The sequence below is a fragment of the Serratia bockelmannii genome, from assembly GCF_051803255.1.
GTDB classification, from domain to species: Bacteria; Pseudomonadota; Gammaproteobacteria; order Enterobacterales; family Enterobacteriaceae; genus Serratia; species Serratia bockelmannii.
On sequence record NZ_CP196512.1, the window covers coordinates 499,776 to 516,428 of the forward strand.

Annotated in this window: 16 protein-coding genes; 4 read left to right on the plus strand and 12 right to left on the minus strand. The window is 61.5% G+C overall.

Going from position 1 to position 16,653, the window contains the following annotated elements:
• Positions 1-9 precede the first annotated feature (9 nt).
• The 6 genes from phnK to phnF are packed head-to-tail and all read right to left on the minus strand — an operon-like array spanning position 10 to position 4,493.
• The gene (gene phnK / locus ACSJLU_RS02365; protein ID WP_033636845.1) at positions 10-798 is read right to left on the minus strand and encodes a phosphonate C-P lyase system protein PhnK; all 789 of its coding nucleotides are present in this window, start codon (positions 796-798) and stop codon (positions 10-12) included.
• Entirely contained in the window at positions 798-1,658 is an 861-nt protein-coding gene (locus ACSJLU_RS02370; RefSeq protein WP_019453317.1) for an alpha-D-ribose 1-methylphosphonate 5-phosphate C-P-lyase PhnJ, read from the minus strand. The genes phnK and ACSJLU_RS02370 overlap by 1 nt, the downstream gene beginning before the upstream one ends.
• Positions 1,651-2,736: a carbon-phosphorus lyase complex subunit PhnI gene (locus ACSJLU_RS02375; protein WP_197771009.1), complete on the minus strand. Its 1,086-nt coding sequence runs from the start codon at positions 2,734-2,736 to the stop codon at positions 1,651-1,653. Before ACSJLU_RS02375 ends, ACSJLU_RS02370 begins: the two co-directional genes overlap by 8 nt.
• The gene (gene phnH / locus ACSJLU_RS02380; RefSeq protein ID WP_197791140.1) at positions 2,736-3,317 is read right to left on the minus strand and encodes a phosphonate C-P lyase system protein PhnH; all 582 of its coding nucleotides are present in this window, start codon (positions 3,315-3,317) and stop codon (positions 2,736-2,738) included. Before phnH ends, ACSJLU_RS02375 begins: the two co-directional genes overlap by 1 nt.
• 3 nt (positions 3,318-3,320) lie before the next feature.
• Positions 3,321-3,764, minus strand: a complete 444-nt coding sequence (phnG, locus tag ACSJLU_RS02385; RefSeq protein ID WP_019453314.1) for a phosphonate C-P lyase system protein PhnG — start codon at positions 3,762-3,764, stop codon at positions 3,321-3,323.
• Positions 3,765-4,493 (minus strand): phosphonate metabolism transcriptional regulator PhnF, encoded by a 729-nt coding sequence (gene phnF, locus ACSJLU_RS02390; RefSeq protein WP_015376439.1) that lies wholly within the window; start codon positions 4,491-4,493, stop codon positions 3,765-3,767.
• Between the two features lie 227 nt (positions 4,494-4,720).
• Between phnF and ACSJLU_RS02395 the strand changes: the two genes are divergently transcribed.
• The 3 genes from ACSJLU_RS02395 to ACSJLU_RS02405 all read left to right on the plus strand — a co-directional run bounded on the left by ACSJLU_RS02395 (position 4,721) and on the right by ACSJLU_RS02405 (position 7,202).
• Positions 4,721-5,776 carry a permease gene (locus ACSJLU_RS02395; protein WP_148123074.1) on the plus strand — a complete coding sequence of 352 codons (1,056 nt, stop codon included), beginning with the start codon at positions 4,721-4,723 and terminating at the stop codon, positions 5,774-5,776.
• A 41-nt stretch (positions 5,777-5,817) separates the two neighbouring features.
• Entirely contained in the window at positions 5,818-6,009 is a 192-nt protein-coding gene (locus ACSJLU_RS02400) for a hypothetical protein (RefSeq protein ID WP_148123075.1), read from the plus strand.
• Positions 6,010-6,194: 185 nt separating this feature from the next.
• Positions 6,195-7,202: a hypothetical protein gene (locus ACSJLU_RS02405; protein ID WP_148123076.1), complete on the plus strand. Its 1,008-nt coding sequence runs from the start codon at positions 6,195-6,197 to the stop codon at positions 7,200-7,202.
• A 174-nt stretch (positions 7,203-7,376) separates the two neighbouring features.
• Here ACSJLU_RS02405 and nrdG read toward each other — a convergent pair whose 3' ends face one another.
• The 3 genes from nrdG to ACSJLU_RS02420 all read right to left on the minus strand — a co-directional run bounded on the left by nrdG (position 7,377) and on the right by ACSJLU_RS02420 (position 11,307).
• Entirely contained in the window at positions 7,377-7,841 is a 465-nt protein-coding gene (gene nrdG / locus ACSJLU_RS02410; RefSeq protein WP_380827523.1) for an anaerobic ribonucleoside-triphosphate reductase-activating protein, read from the minus strand.
• A 168-nt stretch (positions 7,842-8,009) separates the two neighbouring features.
• Positions 8,010-10,148 carry an anaerobic ribonucleoside-triphosphate reductase gene (gene nrdD / locus ACSJLU_RS02415; protein ID WP_380827525.1) on the minus strand — a complete coding sequence of 713 codons (2,139 nt, stop codon included), beginning with the start codon at positions 10,146-10,148 and terminating at the stop codon, positions 8,010-8,012.
• A 244-nt stretch (positions 10,149-10,392) separates the two neighbouring features.
• On the minus strand, positions 10,393-11,307 hold the full coding sequence (locus tag ACSJLU_RS02420) for a LysR family transcriptional regulator (RefSeq protein ID WP_049294747.1): 915 nt from the start codon (positions 11,305-11,307) through the stop codon (positions 10,393-10,395).
• 105 nt (positions 11,308-11,412) lie between these two features.
• Between ACSJLU_RS02420 and ACSJLU_RS02425 the strand changes: the two genes are divergently transcribed.
• A complete protein-coding gene (locus tag ACSJLU_RS02425) occupies positions 11,413-11,937 on the plus strand; it encodes an NAD(P)H-dependent oxidoreductase (RefSeq protein ID WP_380827529.1) in 525 nt (174 codons plus the stop codon).
• Positions 11,938-11,965: 28 nt separating this feature from the next.
• Here ACSJLU_RS02425 and treC read toward each other — a convergent pair whose 3' ends face one another.
• The 3 genes from treC to treR all read right to left on the minus strand — a co-directional run bounded on the left by treC (position 11,966) and on the right by treR (position 16,320).
• Entirely contained in the window at positions 11,966-13,630 is a 1,665-nt protein-coding gene (gene treC, locus ACSJLU_RS02430; protein WP_380827531.1) for an alpha,alpha-phosphotrehalase, read from the minus strand.
• 197 nt (positions 13,631-13,827) lie between these two features.
• Positions 13,828-15,243 (minus strand): PTS trehalose transporter subunit IIBC, encoded by a 1,416-nt coding sequence (gene treB, locus ACSJLU_RS02435; RefSeq protein WP_033636857.1) that lies wholly within the window; start codon positions 15,241-15,243, stop codon positions 13,828-13,830.
• 129 nt (positions 15,244-15,372) lie between these two features.
• Positions 15,373-16,320 (minus strand): trehalose operon repressor TreR, encoded by a 948-nt coding sequence (gene treR, locus ACSJLU_RS02440; protein WP_049204473.1) that lies wholly within the window; start codon positions 16,318-16,320, stop codon positions 15,373-15,375.
• Positions 16,321-16,653 lie beyond the last annotated feature (333 nt).

Genomic DNA, 16,653 nt, shown 5'->3' on the forward strand with positions numbered 1-16,653 from the left:
CGCCTTGGGTTACGACAGCACCGAAGAAACCAGCAGCTGGGTGTAAGGATGGTGCGGATCGTCCAGTACTCGGTCGGTCAGGCCGCTCTCCACCACTTCGCCCTGTTTCATCACCAGCAGACGGTGGGCCAGCAGCCGCGCCACGCCGAGATCGTGGGTGACGATCACCGCTGCCAGCTGCATTTCCACCACCAGGTTGCGCAGCAGATCGAGCAGGCGCGCCTGCACCGATACGTCCAGCCCGCCGGTCGGCTCATCCATAAACACCAGCTTGGGGTGGGTGACCAGATTGCGGGCGATCTGCAGCCGCTGCTGCATGCCGCCGGAGAAGGTGGTCGGCAGATCGTCGAGGCGCGACAGCGGGATTTCGACGTCTTCCAGCCACTGGCCGGCCTGGCGGCGAATGTCGCCATAGTGGCGCTGGCCGATGGCCATCAGCCGCTCGCCGATGTTGCCGCCGGCGGAGACCTGCGGCCGCAGCCCGTCGAGCGGGTGCTGGTGCACCACGCCCCAGTCGGTGCGCAGCAAGCGGCGGCGATCGCTCTCCGCCATGGCGTACAGATCGTGTTCCTGGCCCGCCTGCGGGCGGTAAAGGATCTGCCCGCGCTGCGGCGCCAGCCGCGCCGAGATCGACTTCAGCAGCGTGGTTTTGCCGGAGCCGGATTCGCCGACGATGCCCAGCACTTCACCGGGGTAGATGTCGAACGACACGTCGCTGAAGCCCTTGCCGGGGGCGTACAGGTGGGTGAGCCGGTTCACCGACAGCAGCGGGGTGGTGCTCAAAGGGGTGGAAGTCATCAGTGCTGCGCCTCTTGCGAAGATTGCGCCAGCTGCTGCCGGCAGTAGTCGGTGTCCGAACAGACGAACATGCGGTTGCCTTGATCGTCGAGCACCACCTCGTCCAGGTAGCTGTGGCGCGAGCCGCACAGCGCGCAGGGTTCGTCCCACTGCTGCACGCTGAACGGATGGTCGTCGAAGTCCAGGCTCTCCACCTTGGTAAACGGCGGCAGGGCGTAGATGCGTTTCTCGCGCCCGGCGCCGAACAGCTGCAGCGCCGGCATCATGTGCATTTTCGGGTTGTCGAATTTCGGGATCGGCGACGGATCCATCACGTAGCGATCGTTGACCTTCACCGGGTAGGCGTAGGTGGTGGCGATATGGCCGTAGCGCGCGATGTCTTCATACAGCTTCACCTGCATCACGCCGTACTCCTCCAGCGCGTGCATCTTGCGGGTCTCGGTTTCGCGCGGTTCGATAAAGCGCAGCGGCTCCGGGATCGGCACCTGATAGATCAGGATCTGGTCTTCGCGCAGCGCCGTTTCCGGAATGCGGTGACGGGTTTGGATCAGCGTAGCCTCCGGCGTGCGTTCGGTGGTTTCCACCCCGGCGACGCGCTGGAAGAAGCGGCGGATCGACACCGCGTTGGTGGTGTCGTCGGCGCCCTGGTCGATCACCTTCAGCACGTCGGCGCGGCCGATAACGCTGGCGGTGAGCTGGATGCCGCCGGTGCCCCAGCCGTAGGGCATCGGCATCTCGCGGCCGCCGAACGGCACCTGATAGCCGGGGATCGCCACCGCCTTGAGGATGGCGCGGCGGATCATGCGCTTGGTCTGCTCGTCCAGATAGCCGAGGTTATAGCCGGTCAATACTTCACTCATCGCGGGCCTCCTGACGCTCGCTGTATTCCTGCCGCAGCCGCTTGAGCAGTTCCAATTCGGCCTGGAAGTCGACGTAGTGCGGCAGCTTGAGATGGGAGACGAAGCCGGCGGCCTCGACGTTGTCGGCGTGGGCCAGCACGAACTCTTCGTCCTGCGCCGGGCCGGCGACGCCTTCGCCGTAGTCGGGGCTTTGCAATGCGCGGTCCACCAACGCCATCGCCATCGCCTTACGTTCGGCGCGGCCGAATACCAGCCCGTAACCGCGGGTGAAGTGCGGCGGATGGTCCTTTGGATCGACGAAGCCGTTGACCATTTCGCACTCGGTCAGCAGGATTTCGCCGATATCGATGGCGAAACCGAGCTCTTCAGGCACGATCTCCACCGAAACGTGGCCGGTGCGGATCTCGCCGGCGAACGGGTGGTTGCGGCCGTAGCCGCGCTGGGTGGCGTAGCCGAGCGCCAGCAGAAAACCTTCGTCGCCGCGCACCAGCTGCTGCAGGCGCGCCGAGCGCGAACAGGGGTAAACCGGCGGGTTGCGGGTGATGTCGTCCGGCGCGCTGCCGTCGTCCTGTTCCTCCCGCGCCAGCTGCTGGCGACACAACAGATCGAACACGTGGCTGCAGTTGTCCGGCAGCGGTTCGTCGGCCTGCGGCGCGCGCGGCGCCTCGCCTTCTGCCAGCAGCGCGAAGTCCAGCAGCCGGTGGGTGTAGTCGTAGGTCGGCCCCAGCACCTGCCCGCCGGGCAAGTCCTTGTAAACCGCCGAGATGCGCCGCTCCAGCCGCATGCTTTCGCTGGCCAGCGGCTCGCTGACCGCCAGGCGCGGCAGGGTGGTGCGATAGGCGCGCAGCAGGAAGATCGCCTCCACCAGATCGCCGCTGGCCTGTTTGATGGCCAGCGCCGCCAGCTCGCGATCGTAGATGCCGCCTTCGGTCATCACCCGATCCACCGCCAGCCCCAGCTGCTGTTCGATGTGTTCCGCGCCGATCGCCGGCAGCGCCTCGTCGCCGCGCCGCAGCTGTTCCTGCAGCTGATGGGCGGCCTCAATGGCTTTTTCGCCCCCTTTTACCGCTACGTACATCAGCACACCTCCACGCGGGTGGTCCGCGGGATCGCCAGCAGGCGATCGCCGCAGGTCAGCAAAATATCCAGCCCCAGCGGGAAGCGCTGCGGGCGGTTGACCAGGTAATCGAGCAGCGCCGGCGGCAGACGCGGCGCAATCAGGCGTTGGCTCTCGATGCCGGGGCCGGTCAGGCGCAGCGCAGCGCCGTTCTCCAGCTCAGCAAGCTGCACCACCACCGTGGCGCCGCATTCCGGCGAGATTTCCGTGCCGTGCGGCAACGCCTGCAGATCGGCGGCCTGCACGTGCTCATCGAACAGGGCAAAACAGACCTCCTGCGCCGTGGCGGCCAGCGGCGCGCCGCTGTGAAAACGAATGTTTGTTAGCACTTGCTCACTTTTGAGCGCAGCGCACAGCTGCAGCGGCGTTTCCTGATCGGCCAGCGTCAGCAGCGCGGCGGTGCTGGCGGCGTTCAGCGGCGCCCAGGCCGGGCCGGACGGCAGCGTCACCCGATGGCCCGGTTCGCTCAAGGCTTTAAGAATCAAACGGAAAGCGTGCTGCGATTGGTCTATCGGTTGTTCAAAACCGGTCAATAAACTCATGGCTTAATCCCCTCGCACCAGCGTAAAGAAGTCCACCCGGCTGGCGGCGATCGCCCGGGCGCGCAGCTGGCGCTGCTCGTGCTGCAGCGCGGCCAGCGGCGCGATCAGCTGTTGTTGCAGGCGTTCGCCGTGTTCCGGTTGTTGCAGCAGCGCATCGGCCAGCGCGCACAGCTCGGCGTGCGCCTTGTCGCGCCCGGCGATATAGCTGTAGCCGTAGCCGCCGTTGTCCAGCTGCACCACCGCGCGGGTGACCGTCATGTCCCCCAACACGAAGCGGCGGCCGGTGGCGCCCATGCGCCCCTGCAGCTGGGCCAGGCCGATCTCCGGCGCGCGGATGCTGCGGTAACCCGGGCTGAGGTTCAGCGCCTGCCAGTGGCTGCGCAGCTGCTCGGGCCGGCTGTGCGCCAGCACCGACATCCAGCGTTGTCTCGACTCTAAGGCTTGCATTCAGTGCTCCATCGTCAGTTCAATCATGTCGGCGCGGGCCAGGCTGACGGAGTATTCCGCCACGTCTTCGCCGCCGCTGCGGACGTTAAGGGTGCGCACGCACAGCAGCGGCGCGTGGGTGGCGATCTCTAGCAGCCGGCTCTCTTTGGCCTGCGCGCGGCGCGCGCTGATGCGCGTCTGGCGGCGGGTCAGCGGCTGCTGCAGGTGCTGTTCGATAAACTGGTGCAGCGAACCGCTGTGGAACTGCTGCAGCGCCGGCCACCAGTCCAGATCGGGCAGATAGTGGTCGATCACGCTCATCGGCACGCCGTTGACCCGGCGCAGGGTGCGCAGGTGGATCACCATTTCGCCTTCTTCACGCGAGAGCGCGCTGGCGACATGCCCATTGCACGGGCGCAAGACAGCGAGTAAGCGCTCACTGGTGGGGTGGCTGCCCTGCTCGAACAGGTTCTGGCTGAAGCGGGTGTTGGCGTGCAGCGGGTAGTCGTAAGGCCGCATCAGCACCAGAATGCCGACGCCGTGGCGGCGCTGCAGCCAGCCGCGCTCTACCAGCTGATCCACCGCGCGGCGCAGGGTGTGGCGATTGACCTGGTAACGCTCGGCCAGCTGCTGTTCCGAAGGCAGGTAGTCGCCGCAGCGGTACTGCGTGCGCAGCTCCTGTTCCAGCTGCGCGGCGATCTGCTGATAGCGGGTGGGGTAAGTGGTCGGATGTCTAGATAACTCCATCATAATAAAAACCTCGTCATACCGATGGCTGTGCGATGAAGGCGGAAGCGGTGCGTTTCATCGGGCGTCTACCCTGTGGTTTTCAAGTTGGCATCATGGTGCCGGGCGCAGATGACAATCGCGTTACGCCTCGGTGGCGAACAGATGAACTATTTAGGACAGCCCAGGCGTGCACGGGCGGCGACGGCGCGCTATGCTGGCGCCTCTGTTGACTGACTCTGGCCGCTACCATGCCGCAACCTCTGAACGCCCCTGAACCCGCCCCACGCGCCTGGCCGCTGTGGAAACCGATCCTGTTTCTGCTGGTGGTGGCCGTCGGCCTCTACTACGTCAAATGGCAGCCTTACTACGGCAAGGCCTTCGTGGCGGCGGACAGCCACTCGATCGGCAAATCGATCCTGGCCGACGGCGCCGCGAGCCCCTGGCTGGCGGCCTGGCAGTACGCGCTGGTCTACTTCACCGCGGTGTGGAAGGCGGCGCTGCTCGGGGTGTTGTTAGGTTCGCTGGTGCAGGTGCTGATCCCGCGCGACTGGCTGGCGCGCACGCTCGGCCACCGGCGTTTTTCCGGCACCGTGCTGGGGGCGCTGATCGCGCTGCCGGGCATGATGTGCACCTGCTGCGCCGCGCCGGTTGCCGCCGGCATGCGCCGCCAGTCGGTATCCAGCGGCGCCGCGCTGGCCTTTTGGCTCGCCAACCCGGTATTGAACCCGGCGACGCTGGTGTTTATGGGGTTTGTGCTCGGTTGGCCGTTCGCCGCCATCCGTCTGGTGGCGGGCGTGGTGATGGTGCTGGGCATCGCCTGGCTGGTGCAGCGCGTAACCGCCCAGGACCCGCAGCCCGCCGCGCCGCAGCCGCCGGTGATGACGGCGCAGAGCGACGAACGGCCGTTTCTCGCCCGCTGGGGCAAAGCGCTGTGGGCGCTGTTTTGGTCGACCATCCCGATCTACGTACTGGCGGTGCTGGCGCTGGGCGCTGCGCGGGTCTGGCTGTTCCCGCACGCCGACGGCGCCGTCGACAATAGCCTGCTGTGGATCATCGGCCTGGCGATCGTCGGCTGCCTGTTCGTTATCCCCACCGCGGCGGAGATCCCGATCGTGCAGACCATGATGCTAGCGGGCATGGGCGCAGGCCCGGCGCTGGCGCTGCTGATGACCCTGCCGGCGGTCAGCCTGCCTTCGCTGTTGATGCTCAACAAGGCCTTCTCCGCCCGGGCGCTGTGCCTGACGGCGGCGCTGGTGGTGCTGTGCGGCGTACTGACCGGCGTGGTGGGGATGGGGTTGGTGTAACGGATTTGTGACTCGGTGCTGTCTCAACGGAGGAGATGGAAATGGAACAGCGAAATAAACCTGAAATGGACGTAGAGGCGATGTTGTTGGAGCAAGCGCTGCGTGAAAGGGTGGATGCCGCCCTTGAACGCTTAAGAAACGGCACCGCGGTTTATCTCAGCCATTCGGAGGTAGAAAAACGAATGGCTTTATTCAAGAAGAAAATCCGGGGGCGTTATTGGCGAGAGTTTTGAGGAGGATTCGTTCAGGGTTGGGCTGGCAGCGTCTATAGATAGAACTGCCAGGCGGCTTTTAGCAGGGAGAATACGTGAGTTTTTCATTGGCGCACAAGTCACACTAGAGGTATCTTCTTAATAAGAAGAGGTGATAATTGACGGTTTATTTAGTGATATTCAGTTAGGTTTAAAAAGGAGTTTTTGTGGCATTATATAATATTTCCAACAAAATATTGACACCTTTAGAGAGAACCTCATTTTCTATTGAGGGATTGCAAGAACGTTATGATTTGCAAGCGGCAATTAAAAATAACATCACCATATTGGCACCCGATTGTCTTGTCATAGCCGAAGAATTTTCTGACTGGGAAGATAGTCGGAGAAGGATTGACATATTAGCTATTGATAAACAGGCAAACCTTGTAGTAATAGAATTAAAACGTGATGAGTTTGGTGCTCATATGGAACTCCAAGCATTAAGATATGCGGCGATGATATCTACTATGAGTTTTTCTAAAGCATGTGAGTATTATCAGGACTACCTTTCTAAAAATAATATTGATATTGATGCTAAAGAAAAAATACTAGACTTTGTTGAGCTTCCAGATACGGAGCTTGTCGACTTTGGTAAAGATATAAGAGTTATATTAGCATCGGCTGGATTTAGTAAGGAACTTACTACTACGGCGATTTGGTTAAGAGATAAAGGTGTTGATATTAGCTGCGTGAAAATTACACCTTATAATTTTAAAGGTGAGGTTCTAATTAATGCTGAACAGATAATACCGGTCCCCGAGCTGAACGAATACCAAGTTAGATTTAGAGAGAAGCGTATAGAGCAGATTGCCAACTCTAAAAAATCAGAAAAGGATTACTCAAGTTATAGATACAAAGGACTTGTCCTAAATAAAAGGAATCTTGCTTTGGAGATCTTTACTGATTGGATAGAGAAGAATAATCCTGCTAATTTCGATGAACTGAGGGAAAAATTATTTGGAGTCATAAAAAATCGTACGATAGCTTTAGCTGAATGTATTAGTGATGAGAGAAAGAATAGATACCATATGAATGACGATGATCTTATTGAGCTCGAGTCAGGTGAAATAATAGTCATATCCAATCAATGGGGTATAGGTAACATTGAACGAGTTTTGGATTTTTTCCGCAAAGATGGCTTTGTTGTCGAAAAAGTTGAGGTTGAACAGAAATAATAACTCTTTTATTTTTGTATAAAGCTCTGGGAGCTGTTCTACCCTACATTATTAACGCACCACAGTGTTAATAACGTCTGCTTTTGGCACAGATCCGCCTGTCAGATTGGCTCTGTGCCCTAGCTGCGCGAAGTCAAGCTAGAGCTAACACATGTTGAAATATGCACTATCAGCTCATCGCAACCTATGCACCACCTGATTGCTGCTGCCGCGCCAAATCAGCGCTGGGTCTTTCAAATCTTGCACGAACTTGCCGTCGATCAGCACGTTGATCCTGTCCACCACCTGCATTTGCTGTGCGTCCAGCTCCGCCAGCCGGTAGCCGGTCCACAGCCAGATATCCTTGCCGGGGCATTCGGCGCGTACCCGTTTCACCAGTTGCAAGATGCTCGGCACGTTGGCCGGGTGCAGCGGATCGCCGCCGGAGAGCGACAGCCCCTGGCGCGGCACGCGCGTATCGTTCAGGTCGGCGATGATGCGGTCTTCCAGCGCTGGGGTAAACGGCTGGCCGGAGTTGAGCCGCCAGGTGCTTTTGTTGTAGCAACCGGAGCACTGGTGCACGCAGCCGGCGACAAACAGCGTGCAGCGGGTGCCGGGGCCGTTGACGACGTCGATCGGGTAATACTGGTGATAATTCATGTGAGGCCTGCCCATCAGGCTATTTTACTGGCCATTTTGCCTCCGGGCAGGGCTCCCAATCCTCACGTACTGCGTGTACGCTGCGGTTGGTGTGCGCTGGCCGAAGGCAAACTGGCTGTGACAATCACGCCTGATGAACAGGCTTCTGCCTAGGCTGCACGGCGCTTTTCAGCCGAGCTGCCCGTTGCCGAGGTGTTTCACCCGGCGTTTCACCTCTTCCTGCTTGCCGGCGTTGAACGGCCGGGCATCGGGGCTGCCGAGATAGCCGCACACCCGGCGGGTGACCGAGACCTTGGCCGAGTCGTGGTTGCCGCATTTCGGGCAGGTGAAGCCTTTGCTGGTGCAGGAGAATTCACCGGTGAAGCCGCATTCGTAGCACTCGTCGATCGGCGTGTTGGTGCCGTAGTAAGGCACCCGGGTGTAGCTGTAGTCCCACACGTCTTCCAGCGCCTTCAGGTTGTGCTGCAGGTTCGGGTACTCGCCGTAGCAGATGAAGCCGCCGCTGGCCAACGGCGGGTAGGGCGCTTCGAAGTCCAGCTTGTCGTACGGATTGACCTTCTTCTCCACGTCGAGGTGGAAGCTGTTGGTGTAATAGCCCTTGTCGGTGACGCCCGGCACCACGCCGAAATCGGCGGTGTCCAGCCGGCAGAAGCGATCGCACAGGTTTTCGCTCGGCGTGCTGTAGAGGCTGAAGCCGTAGCCGGTCTCGTTTTTCCAGGCGTCGACGGCGGCGCGCAGCCGCGCGACGATCGCCACCGCTTTGGCGCGCAGCGCCTCGTCGTCATACACGTGGTTTTTGCCGCCGAACAGCGCATTGATGGTCTCGTGCAGGCCGATGTAGCCCAGCGAAATCGAGGCGCGGCCATTCTTGAAGATATCCGCGATATTGTCGTCGGCCTTGAGCCGCACGCCGCAGGCGCCTTCCATGTACAAGATTGGCGCCACCCGCGCCTTGATGCCTTCCAGCCGGGCGATGCGCGTCATCAGCGCCTTTTTCGCCAGCTGCAGGCGCTGATCCAACAGCGCCCAGAAGCGCGACTCATCGCCCATCGCCTCCAGCGCGATGCGCGGCAGGTTGAGGCTGATGACGCCGATGTTGTTGCGGCCGTCGTGCACCAGCTCGCCGTCCTGCTCGTAGGTGCCGAGGAAGCTGCGGCAGCCCATCGGCGTTTTGAACGAGCCGGTGACCTTCACCACCTGATCGTAGTTGAGGATGTCCGGGTACATGCGCTTGCTGGCGCACTCCAGCGCCAGCTGCTTGATGTCGTAGTTCGGATCGCCGTACTGGTGGTTGAGGCCGTCGCGGATGGCGAACACCAGCTTGGGGAACACGGCGGTCTTGCGGTTTTTGCCCAGCCCGGCGATGCGGTTTTTCAGGATTGAGCGCTGGATCAGGCGCGACTCCCAGCTGGTGCCAAGGCCGAAGCCGAAGGTGACGAACGGCGTCTGGCCGTTGGCGGTGTGCAGGGTGTTGACCTCGTACTCCAGCGACTGGAAGGCGTCGTAACACTCTTTCTCGGTACGCGCCATGGCATAGCCTTTGGCATCCGGGATCTGCCACGCTTCCGCCACCTGCAGGTGTTTGCGGAAGCTCTCGTCGACGAACGGCGCCAGGATTTCATCGATGCGGTTGATGGTGGTGCCGCCATAAATATGGCTGGCGACCTGGGCGATGATCTGCGCGGTCACGGCGGTGGCGGTGGAGATCGACTTCGGCGGCTCAATCTCGGCGTTGCCCATCTTGAAGCCGTTGGTCAGCATGCCTTTCAGATCGATCAGCATGCAGTTGAACATCGGGAAGAACGGCGAGTAGTCGAGATCGTGGTAGTGAATTTCGCCGCGTTCATGGGCCAGCACCACGTCGCGCGGCAGGATGTGCTGCTTGGCGTAGTGTTTGGCGACGATGCCCGCCAACAGGTCGCGCTGGGTGGGGATCACCTTGCTGTCCTTGTTGGCGTTCTCGTTCAGCAGCGCGCGGTTGCTTTGCTCGACCAGGCCGCGAATTTCCTGGTTCAGGCGGCCGCGCAGCTCGCGCGCCACGTCGCGATCGTGGCGGTATTCGATATAGGCGCGCGCCAGCTGTTTGTATTCACCGGCCATCAGCTGGTTTTCCACCGCCTGCTGGATCTCGTGGATATCGACGCGCGGCTGCAGCTCCATGCGCTGAGCGACCACGCGGGCGACGGTAGCGCAGTAGTCGGCATCGACCACGCCCACCGCCAGCGCGGCGCGCTCGATGGCCTGCGCGATGCGCGCTTCGTCAAAAGGTACCTGGCAACCGTCCCGCTTAATCACTACTGGTTTCACGTTGTACTCCTTGTTCCCCGAGGGAGCGTTCATACCCGCCTGGCATGGCGAGCAACCGTCAAATTTCGCTTATCCACAGGGCAAAGCCGCAGCGCGCAAGGGCTGTGGCGGCGTGTGGATGATTTTGTGGATAACTACTATATATAGGTGTTCGCAATTCTTAATGCACTATATATAGATATTGGCGCGATTCTTTTGATGTAGAACAAGGAAAACGGAAGAGCGTGTGCAAGCTGAACAGACGTCAATCGCCGGTTGGCCGATCGCGAAAATGTTCCAGCAGAAAATCGACCCAGACGCGCACCCGCGGCGGCAGATCCGCCGAAGCGTAATAGAGCCACAGCTGCACCGGGCGCGGCCAGCATTCCGCCAGCACCGGCCGCAGCGTGCCCTGCACGAAGTGTTTCTCGACGTACCAGTGCGCCAGGTTGACGATGCCGAGCCCGGCCAGCGCCGCATCCAGCAACATCTCCGGGCGGCTGACCACCAGCCGGCCGTTCAGATCCAGCGCCAGCGTTTCGCCCTGATGGCGCAGCTGCCATTTGACGTGGCGGCCGTTGGCCGGGTTGCGGTGCAGCAGGCAGTCGTGCCGCAGCAGATCGTGCGGCGTTTGCGGTTCACCGCGCCGCGCCAGATAGTCCGGCGATGCCGCCAGCACCATGTGCATCGGGTAGAGCGGGCGGGCCACCAGCCGGCTGTCGGGATCGACCCGGCTGCCGATGCCGACGTCGAAACCTTCGCCCACCAGATTCACCACCCGGGCATCCAGCGACAGATCGAGATCGATCTGCGGGTAGCGTGCCAGAAATTGCGGGATCAACGGCATCAGCATCTGGCGGCCGAAGCCGGGGATCATCGTGACGCGCACCACGCCGGCAGGCGCCTGCCGTTCGCCGCCGGCGCTTTCCAGCGTCGCCGCCAACGCCTGCCACAGCGGCGCTACCTGTGCCAGCAGCGCTTTGCCCTCGTCGGTCAGCAACACGTTGTGGGTGTTGCGCTGAAACAGCCGCAGCGCCAGCTTCTCTTCCAGCGCGCGGATGTTTTTGCTGACCGCCGCCGGCGTCACGCCCAGCTGGCGGGCGGCGGCGGAGAAATTTTGCGCCTGCGCGGCGGCGAGGAAGGCCGGCAACAGGCGATGCACGTCAAAGGGCAGCGACATAGTGGTTGATACTTTCGGTTGAAATTGAAGTGACCTCTAACAGCCTACACCCGAAGCGGCGGAAATGGAAAAATGCCCTCATCTTCTTATGACCGAGGAATCGTTATGCCACGCATTTTAGTGTTAACCGCCCACCGCACCCCCGACGAGTCACGCATTAACCAGGCGCTGATCGAGGCCGTACGCACGCTGCCTAACGTGACCGTACATGAGCTGATCCGCGCGTACCCGGATTACCGCATCGACGTGGCGCGTGAACAGGAGTTGCTGCAGAGCCACGATGCGGTAGTGATGCTGTTCCCGTTTTACTGGTACAGCTCGCCGGCGATCCTCAGCGAATGGCAGGATGCGGTATTAACCTACGGTTTCGCCTACGGCAGCGAGGGCACTAAACTGCACGGCAAGCCGTTGCAGCTGGTGGTGAGCACCGGCGGTAACGCGCAGGCTTATACGGCGGAAGGGTACAACCGTTATCCGGTGCAGGATCTGCTGCTGCCGTTCCACGCCATGGCCAACCTGACCGGCATGGATTACCTGCCGCCGCATTTGGTGCAGGGCGTATTCGACATGAGCGACGAACGCCTGGCGCAAGAGGCCGCCGGCGTGGTGGCGCTGCTGGGGAAATGGTAGGGCGCAGCGCTCGCCGCGCCCTGCGGGGTTAGTCTTCGAGCAGCCACCACACCGCTTCGAACGGCCGCAGCGTCAGCGCCTGCGGCTGGTCTGCCGAATCGGCGTAGTTGCTCATCAGCGGGCGCCACTGCGCGGAGGCTTCCACACCCTCCGCCGCCCAGGCCAGCGGCTCGCGGTTCAGGTTGGCCACCACCAGCAGGCGCTGGCCGTTCCAGCTGCGCTGGTAGCACCACAGCGCCGGGTGATCCGGCGCCAGATCCTGATAGTCGCCGTGGGTCAGCAGCGGATACTGCTTGCGCAGGGTGATCAGCTGGCGGTAGGCATAAAACACCGAGTCGAGATCGGCCAGCGCCGCGTCGGCATTGATCTGCGGGTAGTTCTCGGCGCAGCCGATCCACGGCGTGCCGGTGGTGAAACCGGCGTGCGGTGCGGCGCTCCACTGCATCGGCGTGCGGCCGTTGTCGCGCGATTTGTCGGCCAGGATCGCCAGCAGCTCGGCGTCGCTGCGGCCCTGGGCGCGCAGTTCGGCGTACATGTTCAGGCTTTCCACGTCGCGATACTGCTCGATGGCGCGGAAGCCGGGGTTGGTCATGCCGAGTTCTTCGCCCTGATAGATATAAGGCGTGCCCTGCATGCCGTGCAGCACCATCGCCAGCATTTTGGCGGCCGGCACCCGGAGTGCGCCTTCATCGCCGAAGCGCGACACGATGCGCGGCTGATCGTGGTTACACCAGAACAGCGCGTTCCAGGCGCGGTTATGCATCCCTTGCTGCCAGTGGCGGAAGATCTGCTTCAGTTCCACGTAATCCGGCGCCGCCCGCGTCCATTTTTCGCCGTTGGCGTAGTCCACCTTCAGGTGGTGGAAGTTGAAGGTCATCGACAGCTCTTCGCCGCTCTGCGCCGCGTACTGCTGGCAATGCTCAAGCGTGGTGGAAGACATCTCGCCCACCGTCATCAGGCCGCGCGGCTGAAACACCTCGCGGCTCATCTCCTGCAGGAACTCGTGGATGCGCGGGCCGTCGGTGTAGAAGCGGCGGCCGTCGCCCAGGCTGTCGGACGGGAAGTCCTGCTGTTTGGACACCAGGTTGATCACGTCGAGGCGCAGGCCGTCGACGCCTTTGTCCGCCCAGAACTGACACACTTTCTTCAGCTCTTCCCGCACCGGTGGGTGTTCCCAGTTGAGATCCGCCTGCTCGGCGGCGAACAGGTGCAGATAGTACTGGCCGCTGTCGGCGTGCCACTGCCAGGCGTTGCCGCCGAACTTGGAGCGCCAGTTGTTCGGCGGTGTATCGCCTTCGCCGTTGCGCCAGACATAGAACTGACGATACGGGCTGTGGCGATCCTGCGCGGCCTTGAACCACGGGTGCTCGGTCGAGGTGTGGTTGAACACCATGTCCATCACGATGCGGATGCCGCGCCGGTGGGCGGCGGCGAGCAGCTGCTCGAAGTCCGCCATGCTGCCGTAAGCCGGATCGATGGCGCAGTAGTCCGCCACGTCATAGCCGTTGTCCACCTGCGGCGATACGTAGACCGGCGTCAGCCAGATGGCGTCGACGCCCAGTTCCTGCAGATAGTCCAGCCGCCGGGTCACCCCGGCCAAATCGCCGTAGCCGTTGCCGGTGCTGTCCTGAAAACTCTTCGGATAAATTTGGTAGATGACGCCGTTCTGCCACCAGGGGGTTGGGTTGCTCATAGTTCAATACCTTTGAATCGTGACAACGGGCCTGTACCCTTCATCTTTCAAACCGCAGCGTTGTTGGCTGCTGGCGCTGCACCCCAGTCACTTACTTGAGTAAGCTCCTGGGGATTTGTACCCTTGCCGCCTAGCTGCAGCTCGAAAGCTATAGGGTATTTCCAGCCCCTACATTCATGTTGCGTATTTTGCGTCAATTAAACCGGCAGCTCGCCGCGGGCGGCCTTGCGTTTGTAGACCATGATGGTCAGCACCAGCGGGATGACGATCGCCACCAGAATCGCCAGCGAGTAAATCAGCCAGAACTGCGGCTTGATAGACAGAATGCCCGGCAGGCCGCCGACGCCGATGCCGTTGGCCATCACGCCGTCCAGCCCGCAGATAAGGCCGGCGATCGCGGAGCCGATCATCGCGCACAGCATCGGGAAGCGGTATTTGAGATTGATGCCGTACATCGCCGGTTCGGTCACGCCGAGGTAGGCGGAGATCGCGGCCGGCACTGAGATTTCACGCTCGTTGGCCTTGCGACTGATGATGATGATGCCGAGCACCGCTGAGGCCTGCGCGATGTTGGACAGCGCAATCAGCGGCCATACCGGGGTGCCGCCCATGCTCTGGATCATCTGCATGTCGATGGCCAGCGTGGTCTGGTGCACGCCGGTGATCACCAGCGGCGCATACAGGAAGCCGAACAGCGCGGCGCCCACCGGGGCGAAGCTGCCGGTCATCACCGCTTTCACCGCCCAGGCAACCCCATCGCCGATCATGCGGCCGAACGGCCCGATCAGCGCGTGCGCCAGGAACACTGCCAGCAGCAGCGAAACCACCGGCACCACCACCAGATAGAGATAGTCGGGGACGATCTTTTTCAGCCGGGTTTCGATCCAGCCCAGCGCCATGCCCGCCAGGATCGACGGGATCACCTGCGCCTGATAGCCCACTTTCTGGATCACGAACCAGCCGAAGTTCCACACTTCCGGCGTTTGCTGGCCGAGCAGGTAGGAGTTCATCAGCTGCGGCGACACCAGGGTGACGCCCAGCACGATGCCGAGCACCGGCGTGCCGCCCATCTTTTTCACCGTCGACCAGCAGATAGCCACCGGCAGGAACATGAAGATCGCTTCACCCAGCAGCCACAGGAAGTCGTAAATGGTTTTCCACGCCGGGTGCATCTGCGCCAGCGTTTGGCCGCCGGACATAGGGATGTCGCCGATCACGTTGCGGAAGCCGAGGATCAGACCGCCGCTGATCAGCGCCGGCAGCAGCGGGAAGAAGATCTCGGCGAAGTGGGAGATGGTGCGCTCGGTCCAGGTCATGTTCTGGCGCGCGGCTACCTTGGCCTGTTCTTTGTCGGCCTCGTTGACGCCGGTGCTGGCAATCAGCGCCTGATAGTAGTCGCCGACGTCGGTGCCGATCACCACCTGGAACTGCCCGGCGTTGGTGAAGCAGCCTTTGACCATCGGCAGCTCTTCGATTTCTTTGGGGCTGGCCTTGCTGGGGTCATTGAGGACGAAACGCAGCCGGGTAATGCAATGGCTGACGGTGGCGATGTTCTCGCGGCCGCCGACCAAAACAATCAGGCGATCAATATCCTGCTGTTTTACTTTGCTCATTATGGGATACCTGCAGAGGTGTTGACTGAGTAATGATCAAAGCTTAGCCACTCGGCTTTTTGAATGAAATGGGAACGTTCCCGGTTTGGGGCGAGGATCACAAAATGACAAAAAATGGTCAACTTCTAATCAGGAAAGTTTGCTGGGCACCACCAGGCGGCGGATCCCCTGTTCGCCGCTGAGCTGTGCCAGCAGCTGCTGCGCCGCCAGCAGGCCGGCGCTGCCGTAGCCGAACTCGACCGACAGGGTATCGGGGAACAGGAAGCTGAGCAGCGGGGTGTTGCCGATGGCGCATACCTGGATGGCGCGCGTCGGCTGTTGTTGCAGGTATTTGATCGCCCCCAGGGCGATGCTGTCGGAGGCGCAAACCAGCGCGCTGGTGTGCGCGTCAATCACTTCGGCGGCGTGCTGGAAACCGCTCTGGTAGCTCAGCTCGCCCAGCGTGGCGCGCGGCGTGAGCGTGAGGCGTTCACAGGCGTCGAGATAGGCCTGGTAGCGGCGTTGGCCGGTGGTGGCGTCGCTGAGCTGCACCCCCAGATAGCCGATATGCCGATGCCCTTGCCGATACAGGCGATCCATCAGCAGGTTCACCGCGCCGGCGTCGTCGTAGCAGACGGACGAGAAGCCGTCGTATTCGCGCACCATCACCACCATTTTTTCCTGCCACGGCTTGAGCATCGCCGCGGTCAGGCCGGTGAAGCCAAACAGGATCACGCCGTCGACGTTGCGCTGATGCAGTACGTGCAGATGCTCCTGAACCAGGCGGGTTTCGAACTGGCTCTCCATCACGATCGGATCGAAGCCCTGCTGGTACAGCAACGGCAGCATGGTGCGCACCGCCTGGTTTTCCGACGGCGAATCGAGACGGGAAACGATGATGCCCACCACTTTGTCGCTCTGGCCGCGCATGGCGCGCGCCGACTTGGAGGGGGTAAACCCTTGCTGACGGATCACCGCTTCCACCCGTTCACGGGTTTGCGGGCTCACGCTGCCTTCATTGTTCAACACGCGTGAGACGGTGGATTTACCTACGCCGCTCAGGCGTGCGATGTCCTTGATGGTCAGCCGGTTTTGCATGGTTTACTTTTCGTTGAAGTGGACAGGCGTAACATAACGGCCTGTAAAACAATGCCCGTCAGCATAGCTCATTTTCCGACGCGGATCTTGATGCAAAACGGGATTGTTGCACTGCGCTGAACGGCCGCTCCTGCCGCTCTGTTTTCCCTTTACCGGAGGTGATCCCCCATATGGACCCCGACCCGACTGCTTTAGACACTCACTCGGTTCTCCGGTAAAACCTCTCCGCCTGGCGCTGCTGTTTTACCGGTGAAGTACATCACGGTAACCGGTAGCGCGCGCTTCGTCGTTCGCTCCTGCTGCTGAAAAAAAGAATAAGGATCTGCGTTGGCA

Bases quoted from the DNA above. Each gene is read 5' to 3' on its own strand.
- phnK (WP_033636845.1), bottom strand. From the start codon at position 798: ATGACTTCCACCCCTTTGAGCACCACCCCGCTGCTGTCGGTGAACCGG.
- ACSJLU_RS02370 (WP_019453317.1), bottom strand. From the start codon at position 1,658: ATGAGTGAAGTATTGACCGGCTATAACCTCGGCTATCTGGACGAGCAG.
- ACSJLU_RS02375 (WP_197771009.1), bottom strand. From the start codon at position 2,736: ATGTACGTAGCGGTAAAAGGGGGCGAAAAAGCCATTGAGGCCGCCCAT.
- phnH (WP_197791140.1), bottom strand. From the start codon at position 3,317: ATGAGTTTATTGACCGGTTTTGAACAACCGATAGACCAATCGCAGCAC.
- phnG (WP_019453314.1), bottom strand. From the start codon at position 3,764: ATGCAAGCCTTAGAGTCGAGACAACGCTGGATGTCGGTGCTGGCGCAC.
- phnF (WP_015376439.1), bottom strand. From the start codon at position 4,493: ATGATGGAGTTATCTAGACATCCGACCACTTACCCCACCCGCTATCAG.
- ACSJLU_RS02395 (WP_148123074.1), top strand. From the start codon at position 4,721: ATGCCGCAACCTCTGAACGCCCCTGAACCCGCCCCACGCGCCTGGCCG.
- ACSJLU_RS02400 (WP_148123075.1), top strand. From the start codon at position 5,818: ATGGAACAGCGAAATAAACCTGAAATGGACGTAGAGGCGATGTTGTTG.
- nrdG (WP_380827523.1), bottom strand. From the start codon at position 7,841: ATGAATTATCACCAGTATTACCCGATCGACGTCGTCAACGGCCCCGGC.
- ACSJLU_RS02420 (WP_049294747.1), bottom strand. From the start codon at position 11,307: ATGTCGCTGCCCTTTGACGTGCATCGCCTGTTGCCGGCCTTCCTCGCC.
- ACSJLU_RS02425 (WP_380827529.1), top strand. From the start codon at position 11,413: ATGCCACGCATTTTAGTGTTAACCGCCCACCGCACCCCCGACGAGTCA.
- treC (WP_380827531.1), bottom strand. From the start codon at position 13,630: ATGAGCAACCCAACCCCCTGGTGGCAGAACGGCGTCATCTACCAAATT.
- treB (WP_033636857.1), bottom strand. From the start codon at position 15,243: ATGAGCAAAGTAAAACAGCAGGATATTGATCGCCTGATTGTTTTGGTC.
- treR (WP_049204473.1), bottom strand. From the start codon at position 16,320: ATGCAAAACCGGCTGACCATCAAGGACATCGCACGCCTGAGCGGCGTA.